Source organism: Sphingobacterium sp. HSC-15S19 (assembly GCF_050433745.1).
Lineage (GTDB): Bacteria > Bacteroidota > Bacteroidia > Sphingobacteriales > Sphingobacteriaceae > Sphingobacterium > Sphingobacterium siyangense.
Genome location: NZ_JBNPWQ010000013.1, coordinates 149,227 through 162,262 on the forward strand (window position 1 = coordinate 149,227; position 13,036 = coordinate 162,262).

Genomic DNA, 13,036 nt, shown 5'->3' on the forward strand with positions numbered 1-13,036 from the left:
TTACTCCTCCGACAACTGCTTCTCAAACGATTTTCCAGCTTTCAACTTTTCAATCGCTGCATCAAGACGCAGTTCATTTGTTCGGGAAGATAATTCACGGTTTGTTGCCATCAAGGAATTATATTCTTCAAGCGACATAACAACAATACCCGAATCTTTACCTCGATTAATAATTAAGGTTTCAAAGTTTTTGGAAACCTTATCCAGATAGCGTTTTATGTCTTTCCGGAAATCAGATACACTAGCAATCAACATAACAAGTACTTTTATCTGTACAAAGATACGTACAAATTATTGACAAATTAAATTTCGTTACACCATCTTGGAATTAGAAAGAAAAAAGCTATTCCCGAAAGAATGGCTCTGCAATATTTTGTTATCTCATTTCTCCAAAAACCAAATTTCTTTATGGGTTACCTGTCGTCCCTCTACTTTTTGATCAATATCCCTTGTTATCAATTGAAGTCCTCCCTTGTCAAGAGCATAACGGTATTTGGAATTTGATTGTCCACCATCATATTTGAACTGAACATTGATAAAATTACCTTCCAATCCGAAGGTACCTCTTGATTCTTCAAGTGACTGGCCCGGGTCTTGAATATGATATTTTTCACCAATTGAGAAAACACTACCACGTTCAGGAGCTATAAATATCACACTATATTTATCGAAGAAATGTATTTCCTTAACTAACGTAGGATAGAACCTCGTTCAGACAGAAATTTATTCACATCTGCAGTTTCCTCTACTAAGCCATTAACAGGATCTGTGTGTTTCATATAAATACTTTTAATTTTCCAATCGCCCAAAAGTGGATTTAACTCGTCCTTTTCTTTGCTACATCCCATTATCACTAAACTACTAATGGTAATAAGTATTAGATTCTTTTTCATCGATTTAAATTATTTATGAGATATGGATCAATTGGCTCTGCAATTGCTTTTCCAGTGATGGTCCGCCACCAGCAACCGGTTTGCGTTCATCATACCGACCTGTATCACGCCGAGATTATCTTTTATCTCTCTCGCGTCGTATAGGCTTATCTTGCCATATTTAGCTTGTTCAAAGAACTTAACAGATTTCTTAAATGAAATGGCCTGTTTTTTTGCTGCGCTTGCAAGGCAACTGCATTTATAATACTAATCAACAGGATGACAATGATTCGTTTCATTGGAGCTTTAATCGATTTTCAAAAATTAGGCAATACGCGAAGTTATACTATTAATTTCTTTTCCGCAATGTCCATACTTCTTTATGGATCACAGGCTTTCCGTCCAACTCGCTATCAATATCTTTTACAGTAAGTTCAAGAAAACCATTCACGAAAGCATAACGATAAGTTAACTTCTGCGAGACTGGTAATGGTTCCAATTGAAAAGTGATGGTATTGCCTTCGACCTTATAGCTCGCTCTTATCCTATCGGTGGTTTTGCTTTCGCTATCAGGTTTGTCCGGGTCCTCATATAGGTGCCCATCATCGTTGGGCAGCGTGAATATCTCCGATGTTATCAATGCGGCACTATCAACAGCATAAAACAGCAGTCCTTTATAGGTCGATGGGTAATAGCCATTCTTTGTCAAAAATGTTTTCACGTCCGTTGTTTACTCTTTTAGTCCAGCAACCGGGTCGCTATACTTTATATAGATAGTCTTGATTTCCCATTCTCCTAAGAAAGGATTACCATCGTCTTTTTCTTTCTTACATCCTAGAAAGAAAACAACAAAGGGAATAATAAACAATAATCTTTTCATCATTTTTCGGTCAAATACGTCGTTATCTAATATAGAAGTTAGAGTTTGCAATTACAATCACAGCACCGTTAGAAAGTCAGATAATATAGCTTCATTTCAAAAAAAATAACTATCTTTAAGTATGCCAAATTTAAACCTATAATACAATAATCAGAATGATGAAAACATACTTAAACGGGAAATCCCCATTGTCATTAGTTTTGAACATTATTACTGCTCTATTCTTACTCAGCCAAATGCCTCAGCATATCCTAATACATCGAGATGCTGAAATACTGAAAATTATATCAGTAACATTAGTTGATATCTGTGCTATTGCAATTCTGATTTATTCTCTATATAGACTTATCTTTAATAGATTAAAATTCTAGCAATGAAAACAATTCCATAAAGAATAGAACACTTAAATCGATTATTAAATTACAAAATGAACACAATTTTATTAAAGATTTATCAATTTTTTACGACAACCACTATCGTCGAAATATCTATAGGTCGATGGCTTAAAATAATATTTTCTTTCCTTTTATTGGTTATAGGTATAAAGGATAGTCACCATTTAACCATTTGGATCGCACTCCTATTTATTGTGACAGAATTGAATGTCGGCGTTTTGTCCAAAAGAAGCTCAAAAATTAGAAACGAGGAGTAGTTAACTTTTATTCCAAACAGCGGGCTCTTGCCGAGCTTTAAGTGGGAACAAATTAGAATGTTGATAGGTCCTTTTCAGCAACGGATTTATATCTTCTTTTCCTTTCTGACAGCCTAGTAATAAAAAATTGGTCGGGAGAGCAAGAAATGATAATCTTTTCATCATTTGTTTTGGTTAAATAGTCTGCTTTGCTATGTTTTTCAAGATTTCAGATCCTGTTATAACAACTGATATATTTAAAGATCCGAAATTATTTAACTTTTTTAGTCCTAATTTCCACGAATGTGAGCAACAACGCCCCTACTATCAAATACACACATGTTGCAACTATTCTACCGACGGTAAATTCTGTCACTTCATCTCGAAAGTAAACGTCAATAAGTTGCTGACTGAGTATGATTACTAACATGATCTGGCAGTAGATAAAAAATAATTTGCGGTGTGTTTTCATAAAGATCTATAAGTGGTAACTACAGAAATATTTAAAATTTAACTTTTCTATCGTCCAATACCCCAAGCTAATTGCACATAGAAATGTCCCAGTCTATCCTTCGGTGCATTCGAAATTGCAGCATTTACGACTTTCCATTCATTTTTTGTAATAGAAGATTTATAACCTACTCTGCATTCAGGACGAAAGCTAGTTCGTTCGGAATTCGATGTTTTCAACGTAACACTTAAATCGACAATAGCAGCATCATGTTCCATTTTTGTTTGGTTGGACTGCGTTGTCAAAAAATCCTCAAATCCTCCATTTAGATTCTTCTTTTGAACAGTAAAAGTAGTGGACTGCGTACCGACTCCCAGCTGCGGACTAAGGATCAATCTGCCTGTTCGTATCGCATTGGTAGATACATATAGCGTAAAATCTCCTGTGTTCATTGTATTGTCATTTTTACTGCTTGTCGAAAGGCTAAAATTCACGCCAATGAGGGTTTGTTTGATCCTATATGCAAGTCCAGCTCCAGCATTCCACCCAAACCCAGGCACCTTTCCAGTATTATGATCTTTCAAAATCCGGTTTAGATTGCTAGCGTTGTTAAATTGAACACCAGCGAAATAGATCGTCTCAAATGGCAGATGTTTAGTTTGATTGTTTTTTTGTTGCGCGAATAATGGAGCTGCAAAAACAAATAAAAGGGCACTAAAAAAATACTTCATAAAAATTACAATTTGGTTCATATTAATTAAGGCAAACACTTTTGCACTTTAATTAGGACAACTGAAGGGGCCAATTCATTACATGGAAAGGAATATTTACAAAACCTTTGCCCAAGGAAATGAAACCTCAATTAGTATTCACGTATTTTTATAAAAAGCAAACTATCTACCTTCGATAACATCGATGCTTGGCGCAATCTGCCGCAATTTATCAATAAATTCCGTCGGATTTTCCTGATCAACGAATATATCATCAATCACATTATAATGCAGGATCATTCCCCTCCTATAGGGCCTTAAAACGGTGAACCTCATCGATCCAAACCAAAACACCTTATCAGCTTCAACTTTGCGCATGGAGTTGACTTCAACAGAATCGGTTCCCCAGATACTTTTAATAAACAGTTTATTGTCTTCAATCCAATAACGTTTATAGAAGAAAGTGAAATACCAGGTTAATGCAAATACCAAAAACAACAAAAGTGCCCCAGTGTAAAGTCCTTGCTCCAAGTCACCATATGATACCATGGCAATAAATATAATCATCCCAGCCCCCCATATATAACTACCGAAGGGTATGTGGGTATTAAATACTTCTTTCATAATCAATAGTTTGCTAGGTCAGTTACTTTTATTCCAAACGGTAAAATTTTGCTTAACTGAAAGCGGAAACAAATTATAGACTTCACGATATTGTTCGAAATCTTCTTTCGTATTAACCTGAATATGGTAGATTGGAGGAATGACCTCGCTGTCTATATTATCTTTCATAAAATTTATTTCTTCACGTAACAGTGCTGTTTTAACATTTGGCAACCAATCTTTTGCTAAGAGCGCGTTTAATCGCTCTGAATCCTCGAATAATTTAAGATCATTATAATGTGCCACTACTTGTTGAAGACTATCTTTTTGATGTCGATTTTTAGCCCTATAACGATCTACTAATGCTAAGTATCTATTATATAACTTGTTGTTTGCTCCATCGGATACTACTGCAATTTTAATTGATTCACTCCCATTCTTAGCCAACAATAATTCTTCTAGCTCCGATTGTTGATAAGTACTGTCCAGTAACAATGTATAATTATTTGACTCTTTTGCATCTAACCAAAATGTGGCTGACAAATAATATTTTGGTATACCAAGTTCAGGTTGACGGGCAAATCGTTCGATCTCCTGTGGCTTCACCACATCCCTCTCCCAGGAAAAAACGATTTGATAGATTCCTTTTGGAAGTTTATCAAGCTTTATCTTGAAGGTGTCGCTATATAGCGTGTCTGCGATAACTTTACTTCCACTTTCCATCTCATATAAATCAAAATAAAACGGCGGCTTGACTTCCAGACTTCCGGTAAGATCCACCTTTTGATTCCTTTCACAAGCAAATAGACTTAGAAAGAAAAAATATATTATTCCGTGATATTTTAACATAATCCTATATTAGTAATCCTATACGCACTTCATGCGGATAATAGGATATTAGGTTCGACATACTGCATCGAACCTAATATTAAATCAAGATGTTATTAATTATTTTGTCCAGTAAAATAGAAATCAGGATGTTCAATGCTTTTAAATTGAGACATTACCTCAAATGTTTCAGGATTTACAAAATAATCTAATTCAAATGTATCGGTGTTGATTCTTTCTTGAAGTAAATAGCGTACATCATTATAAAGTGCACCTTCATTACCGCCTGGCGTTCCACTAGGTGTAAATTTAAATTTGCCGTTTTCTACTGTATACGTATAATTGTACGTCAATGTCGTTCTGTTTTCGCCATATTTAATGTTAAATACAACAGCCATCTTGTTGTTCACAACTTGAAATTTAAAATCTGTCGTATTTAAAATAAGGGTCTGGCCACCAATATTCCATCGACCGATACCTGCCTTTGTTGACGCCTTCCTTGCGATAAAATCTGTACTCCACCCGTTAAAGGTTGTAACATCTGGAATAGTAATGATTGAAAAACTAGTCCCCAATGCTGTAATATAAGGAATAACAGAAGAAGAATTAATTTTCACAGGATATTCTTTACCTCCGCTGTCGATTCCAACAATCGAATTTTCATCCTTCCAAATAAAACGTTCTATTTTAGCATTACTTAATAGCGCTCCGCCAACAATCTCTAGTCCATCAATCGTACTACAAAAATCTGCAAACGAAGAAGAAAATGTACCATCTGAATTAGCAACAACCACAGACATCTTTTTCGTACTAAAACCAAATGCTATTTCTGCTTCTACCCCGTCAACGACAATGGAGGTCAATGGGTTCTTCTTAAAAAATGTCCTATTTTTTGTAATCGTATTCAGATAATCTTTCGCAATATATTTACTTGCTTCTGATTCGTTCGCCTTTACCAAAATTAAAGGCTTTTGAAACTTTCTTCCTTCAAAAAACAAAGTATCTCCGTGAGTTTTAACATAATCGAACTCAACATCACTTCCCATTCCTTTACCAGCCTGACCTCCATATGTTCCCGGATTTGGATCCTGTAGCATGGTGAGATAGTTATAGGTATCAAATGACAGGGTCGCCGCCATAATTTGACGGACCCGAAAAGTAGATTCTTTGAGTTCCGAAGAAGTTGCATCATTTAAATCGGCAACCATTTTTACGCGATCGTTATCGCCAAATTGCATGTAAAACCCATAGCCGCCAGAATACTCTGTCGTTAAACTTGCTTTCCATCCATATGGTGCATCAACTAATGTTTTCCTAACATACGAAAGAGTATCAGAGATTCGAGAGTCTGGATCAGACCCCAACTCCAGTTCGACTTCTTTTGATTTTGTACAACTCATTGCGAGTAATACAAAACATATAAAATAAAATATCTTTTTCATCTATACATATTTTTTAATTTCCAATCCATAATACGGAGTTTGTTACTCCAAATTCACCTTCTTTATTAAGTGGCATTCTAAATAGAATTGGTAATATGATTAATATTTCTTAGTTGAGACCTTACCCGTGAGACCAAACTGAGGGTTTGCTAAATCCTGGATACTTACAAATTTCAAATAATTAAGTGGTGTTTGTACACCGTTTATGCTCCAGGAGAATTTAAAGCTTGTGCTCTCTAAATAATTTAACAGAGGTTTTACATCACTTATTATGTAAGAAAAATTACCGTATCCGTAGCCTGCATCAGCCCCTTGTACAGTAGACAATTTTATCTTGTAACTCTCATTATCGATCTTAATAATATCCAAATCATATAAAGCATTCCAGGTATCAGTATTATTGCCAAATGGAATGGACAAGGTCATCTTGCTCGCACTAAGCATCTTTAACTGTATCCCTTTAACCTGATAACTTCCAAATCCATCTAGAATAGGAGTAAATAATTCAATCTGCTTAGTTGATAAGACATTTTCCTGTCCCCAGCTTGATCGGATATCCATATCGATGGTTTCAGTAATGGTCTTGTTCGTTACAGCCGTCAAAAAACTATAAGATTTACTCTTGTACTGCTCCTCCATCACCCTTTGAAATTCCATTTGTAATTGAGTGACATCAATATTAAAATATTTACTCATATAGTCCCGCACAATGGTCTCTTTTTGCTTTAACTTAACATAGGGAATTGAATCAGATTGATAAGCAAACTGGTCATAGTATAACTGTCCTCCAACAATTAGATGCGACAACGTTTCGGCAAAATCCTCACCGATATTTTTACGGGCATATGGCGTGATAAATCCAAGTGCTCTCGCCGCCGCTTGCGTATTTTCTTGCGCAGTCCAATTGGAATAATAATCTCCAACACATACTTTTTCAAAATCGACTGGTATAAAGCGTGTTTGATTTAGTATATGAGTAAATTCATGATGGATCACTTGTAAATTTCCAACTACTGAATTAGGATTATTCTCATTAAGTCCGTTTAATCCATAGAGTGTTATCCGGCGCCCACCATCAGCTGTTCCTCCTTTCACAGAACCATCTGGATCATAGTCTCCAGAACCAAACAATGCGAATTGCTTGGGTGTATAGGTTTTAATAAAAGTTGATCCGCCAATTTTATTGTATACCTCCAAAAATCCCTTTTTCACAATATCCATTTGTGGAATCACTTTCGATTCATCTGCAGGAGATATATTTTTGTTTACGTCATGCATATTACGCTGGTAGCGGTAAACGACTTCAATATTATAGGGATCTGTCAGATTTTTAGTAATCCATTCATCAATCGCCCCCGGAACAAATGTATCGTAGTTCTGAAGTGTGTAATTTAGTTTATCTTCTTTATTACAGGCAAAGATTAATCCGATCAGACTAACTCCTGTAAATATTTTAACAATTGTTTTCATGATTTATCTTGGGTTTAGTTCGACACCTGCTAACTTCGCTTCTTGTGGAATTTGAAAGACTCTCCTCGGATCTTCAGGTTTAAGTTCTAGAATGGTTTCACGCTCATCATTGCCAATCATATTATGTTTAACAGTTAATCCTTTACGTATAATATCAAACCAACGGAGACCCATCGACATAAAGCCAACTTGCTTAAACTGTAATGTTGTTTCAATCAACGCTTCCTTTTCATCAGCCACACCAAAAAAATCCTTGGATTTCGCAACTGTTACAGCATAGGTATTGGGATTATAATTATTGATTCTATTGCTGGCAAACAAATTAAGATCAGCCAAAGCACCATTGGTATTCCCCAATTCAGCATAAGCTTCTGCTCGATTCAATAATACCTCATCAGTAATCAATACGGGTACCATTAACATTGGAAAACCTGTATTGGCGGTTGGATTGGTCACATACCAAAACTCTTTCCACAGATAGGTGGTATAGTGCGGCGCGCCATAACTTACACCAAAGTTATACAGCTTAGCTCCAGTAGCCGTCATACCATTATAAATATTTTGAAATACATTTATCCCCATCGCATAACGATTGTTCCACCATCTTTGGTAACCGCTATAAGTTTCATTAATCAATAAGTTATAGGGCTGTTCGGCCTTGGCAAATTCGGTACGAACGGACTCAAAGCCTAATGTCTTGAACGTGGAATTATAAGGGATTAATTTACCCGTAAAATTACCACCGAAGATCTTATTGGCATTATCCACTACTTTTTGCCATTCTCCTGTAAACAAGTAGAAACGTGTGGCAAAAGCATGAGCGGCTTCAGGTGTAAAATGGTATTTAGGGACATCCCAAACACCTTTTCCTTGGTCCAATAATGCTAGTCCTTCCTCCAGATCCTGACGGATATTATCATAAGTCGATTTAACAGTTCCTCTATCATATTTTTTTATAAGCACCGTTTCAGGTTCTTTCACATAGGGTACACCCGGAGAATCATTATTAGCTCCCGATTTTGGGTCATATACTTTTGCAAAATAGCTGGCAAGCATAAAATGACAGTAAGCACGAGCAACCAGTGCTTCTCCTTTATAAGGCAAAACATCTGCTCCAAAATCACTTTTCTCAATAGCATCCAGTGCATGATTAGCGGCTGCAATTGCCTCATAACACGAATTCCAATAGGCGGTTGGAGAATCCGTATCGTCGCCGATAATATCTTTCCACTCATAAAGAGCAGGGACTGGCTGATACAAATCGCCAACACCTTTGTCTTCGACATTGTCCGAATACGTTTCAGCCATAGCCAAAGAATTTCGCCCAGGATAGGCTGAAGCAACCAATCGTTTGACTTTATCTACAGTATTGATCTGAGCACGCATATCTGGCTCTTGATCAAGATACTTGCTACATCCACTGAACAAAAAAGCAGAGGATAAAAGAATATATTTGATAGTATTTAATTTCATGATTTATATTTTTAGAATCCCAACTTCACAGATAATGTAATTTGCTTTGGTACAGGAAGAGCAACTCCACCATTACTATAAAACTCTGGATCAACTCCGTTTAACTTCTTATCTGAGTATAATAACCATAAATTATTCCCTACAAGATTAAACTGCGCCGTTCTGAACTTAATACGTGAGACCAATTCTTTTGGAACGTTGTATCCAATAGAAATTTGTGACAAACGAATATAATCGCCTTTTGCCACACGCTCGGATGAATAGTTGTAAGCATTGTAGGTATAATTTGCCGCATTTCTTTCCCCCAAAGCATTCTTTACATCAAATTCTGCCGACAAAGGATCCAAAGTCGAAGGAATCACAGTCAGATACTCATCACCACGATATAAAAATCTATTGATCAGATCTTTCGATACATTATACATATCCAAATAAGATGAAGAGTAACTCGGTTGCAAACGAACCTTATTACCAAAAGCAAATTTCATTAAAAAGGACAAATTGAAATTTTTATATTCTAATCGGTTATAATATCCACCCGCTATTGTAGGGTCTACAGGGCCTTCATATTTTAAGAAATCAGTTTCATTGTCCTGCAGCCAAAAATACGTAGCACCTGGTGTCCCGTCAGTACCGATAAACATAGGGTACCCACCTCTTGCGTTAAGCTTGTCGAAATCGATAGAATATAAGCCACGATGTGGCTTTCCTAATTTGGCCCCACCTTCAGCAGAAACTAAATTCCAGATGTTACGTGTCACATCAAGTTTTGTAATTTCTGTTTTATTAAAGCCTAGGGTAAACTGGGTCCGCCAAGTAAAACCTTGCGGATCTTTAAAAGGATATCCGCCTAGTTGAATGTCAACACCATGCCCCTTCATATCCGCATAGTTACCCAGTTTTTCGAACTGACCTCCAATACCCGATGTTCGAATAGGCCCAATCAAATCGAAAATGTTTCTTCTATAATAATCAAAGTTCAAATCAATTCGACGATTTAAAAAGCTTAGGTCAGTACCAATATTCAATTCGTACATCTTTTCCCAAGTCAATTCTGAATTTTCTAAGCCGTCAATATTAATTTTACCTTCTTTCTCCGATTCGTAAGGTCGATATGCCACCGCATTATAAAATACAGCAGAGGAGTTTGACGCATTTCCCATATTGGCCACAAGACCATAAGTTGCTCTTAAGCGTGCTGAAGAGAGAATTTTATTTTCACGGTTGAAAAAATTTTCCTGGTCAATGTCCCATGCTCCCGATAAATTCCAGGTAGGCAACCAACGTGCAACAGTAGAATGTCCCATTTTATTTGAGCCATCATACCGTGTCGTAAAGTTGAATGAATACTTATCCTTATAATTATAAGCACCTCGAAGTGCATAGGCCAATTTTCGATCATAATTATAAGCCATTGAAAAAGGAACGTTACCACTTTCAATCGCATACTTGTAATAGCGATAGGTAGGCATTACTAAATTTCCATTGCCATATTCTATTCCTGGACCATTAAAATCATGATTTTGTTTGTCCGCATACTGAAGCTCGTAGGTTCCAAATAAATTTAATGTATGATCATTCCATTTTTGATTGTATTCTAAATTGTGACGCATATAATAACTGATCATATTATTATTGGCAACATTAAAGAATCCTCCATTGGGTAAAATCACATATTTATCCGTATTGGGGAAATCTGGATCCGCGTACAAAAACCTATTTCCCGCATTTACTGTTTGATCCTGGTTTGCTCGATATGCTTTGGAAAGATTCGCATTTTCTGTGATCATATGCTGTCTTTCGGAGTTGTAATAACGATACATCCCATTTGCAGAATAAGTCAGAGAAGGTAAAATTTTATACGTTATACCAGCTTGAACCTTAATATCCATCAATTTTAACTTGATATAATTATTATCGAGTTCATTAAGGATATTGAATGGTGCGTAGTCTCTATTAAAATACTCAAGTTTTCCATTTTCATCGTAAGCGGTTATAATACGACTCGTATTTAGCGAATAAGAGTATGGGTTAATATCAAAATCACGAGAATAGCTACCATACACAGCATCCGAAACTCTATTTAATGTTCCTGGAGTACGCTGATCCCTAATATTACTTTGGAAGATAAATTCGGTACTCAATTTATCATTGATTTTGTAATTATTACGGACATTCGCAGTAAAACGCTTCGCAGAATTCCCCAACGTAAAACCAGAATCATTCATAAAACTAGTAGATGCATAGGTCTGGCTTTTAGCCGTCCCTGTAGACATACTTAGGGAGTGATCGTGAACAAGGGACTGCTTAAAAAGTAAGTCAAACCAATCTGTATTTGCATTGGTATAGCGCTGCAAAAATTGATACCGAGAGGGAGCATCATTGCGTAAAGCATACGAATCAGTAGAAGGATCATAATCATACATCAGATTATACATCTTGTTAAAGACACCTCCAGTTGGGGAGCGAGAAACCTGTGAATGATTTAAATAGCCTTTGTTTTCCATATCAATGATCAATTGCATCTGCTCCGCTGAGTTCATGATATCAAATTGGTTGTAATTAGGCTTAATATAGGTGGTGAAGTTTCCTGAATAATTAAAATTGACAACACCATCTGTATTACGTCCCCTTTTCGTATTTACGACCACAACACCGTTCATTGCAGCAGCACCATACATGGCTGTGGCAGCAGCATCTTTCAATACAGTGATCGACTCAATATCATCTGGATTTAAACCTGCTACAGAAGAACCTAATAGCGTATTTGCATCCCCTGTTGACAATGCCTCATTGGAGATATTGACCGCCTCATCCAGGATGACACCGTCAATTACCCATAATGGTTTGTTATCTCCAGTCAATGAGGTTGCACCACGTACCCGAATTTTAGGTGCCGCACCAAAAGTACCAGACACGTTCTGAACAGAAACACCAGCCGCTTGTCCCTCCAACATACGAGAAATATCCGGAACCCCTGCACGTTCAGCCTCCTTCGCATCGATCTTCGATGAAGCGCCTGTGAATAATTTACGATCCAAATTTTGGTACCCCGTGGCAACCACATTGACTTCATCCAATTTTTGATCATTAGCTGTAAGTACAATATTTATAGTTGACTTACCAGCCATGGAAATTTCCCTGGTTCCAAACCCGACATAGCGAACGACCAAAACCGCAGATGAAGAGGCATTAATCCTAAAGTGCCCTGAATCATCTGTTTGCGTCGAAATAGAAGTTCCCTTTACAGTTACAGTAGCGCCACTTAATCCCTTTCCATTTTTATCAGTGACTGTACCTGAAACGGATTGCTGAATAGCCAATGGGACTGTCATGCTGATATTCTTTGCATTACTGTTGACCGAAATGGTGTTAGCAATAATTTTGTATTCAATATTATTGCTTTTCAAGACAGCATTCAATGCTTCCTCAACGGACGCATCCTTAACGTTCACAGAGATCCGTGCTTTAGTATTCAGATTTTCACTATATAAAACACGTAGATGGGACTGCTTGGAGATGGCAGACAATGCTTCTTCAATACGTGCATTTTTCATATTCAACGTGACTTTTTGTGCCGTGCTCTTAGCGTGCACACCCGTCACAAATGCGAATAGAAGACATGTACTAATTTTCATAATACGTAATGGTTTGCAAAATCGTGGGTCTTGAGGGA

10 protein-coding genes are annotated in these 13,036 nt (G+C 36.7%); all 10 read right to left on the reverse strand.

Features of this window, described 5'->3' with window-relative positions; all coding sequences use genetic code 11:
• Entirely contained in the window at positions 1–255 is a 255-nt protein-coding gene (locus tag L1283_RS12800; RefSeq protein WP_429626184.1) for a type II toxin-antitoxin system Phd/YefM family antitoxin, read from the reverse strand.
• Positions 256–381: 126 nt separating this feature from the next.
• A complete protein-coding gene (locus L1283_RS12805; protein ID WP_429626186.1) occupies positions 382–657 on the reverse strand; it encodes a hypothetical protein in 276 nt (91 codons plus the stop codon).
• Positions 658–1,221: 564 nt separating this feature from the next.
• Positions 1,222–1,593 (reverse strand): hypothetical protein, encoded by a 372-nt coding sequence (locus tag L1283_RS12810; RefSeq protein WP_429626188.1) that lies wholly within the window; start codon positions 1,591–1,593, stop codon positions 1,222–1,224.
• A 1,309-nt stretch (positions 1,594–2,902) separates the two neighbouring features.
• On the reverse strand, positions 2,903–3,565 hold the full coding sequence (locus L1283_RS12815) for a hypothetical protein (RefSeq protein WP_429626189.1): 663 nt from the start codon (positions 3,563–3,565) through the stop codon (positions 2,903–2,905).
• 162 nt (positions 3,566–3,727) lie between these two features.
• On the reverse strand, positions 3,728–4,168 hold the full coding sequence (locus tag L1283_RS12820; RefSeq protein ID WP_429626190.1) for a hypothetical protein: 441 nt from the start codon (positions 4,166–4,168) through the stop codon (positions 3,728–3,730).
• Positions 4,169–4,186: 18 nt separating this feature from the next.
• Positions 4,187–4,996, reverse strand: coding sequence for a hypothetical protein (locus tag L1283_RS12825; protein ID WP_429626191.1), 810 nt, complete (start codon positions 4,994–4,996; stop codon positions 4,187–4,189).
• 95 nt (positions 4,997–5,091) lie between these two features.
• Positions 5,092–6,417 (reverse strand): DUF4302 domain-containing protein, encoded by a 1,326-nt coding sequence (locus L1283_RS12830; protein WP_429626193.1) that lies wholly within the window; start codon positions 6,415–6,417, stop codon positions 5,092–5,094.
• 99 nt (positions 6,418–6,516) lie between these two features.
• The gene (locus L1283_RS12835; protein WP_429626195.1) at positions 6,517–7,887 is read right to left on the reverse strand and encodes a substrate import-associated zinc metallohydrolase lipoprotein; all 1,371 of its coding nucleotides are present in this window, start codon (positions 7,885–7,887) and stop codon (positions 6,517–6,519) included.
• Positions 7,888–7,890: 3 nt separating this feature from the next.
• On the reverse strand, positions 7,891–9,360 hold the full coding sequence (locus tag L1283_RS12840) for a RagB/SusD family nutrient uptake outer membrane protein (protein ID WP_429626197.1): 1,470 nt from the start codon (positions 9,358–9,360) through the stop codon (positions 7,891–7,893).
• Between the two features lie 11 nt (positions 9,361–9,371).
• On the reverse strand, positions 9,372–12,998 hold the full coding sequence (locus L1283_RS12845) for a SusC/RagA family TonB-linked outer membrane protein (protein ID WP_333886173.1): 3,627 nt from the start codon (positions 12,996–12,998) through the stop codon (positions 9,372–9,374).
• Between the last annotated feature and the right edge of the window lie 38 nt (positions 12,999–13,036).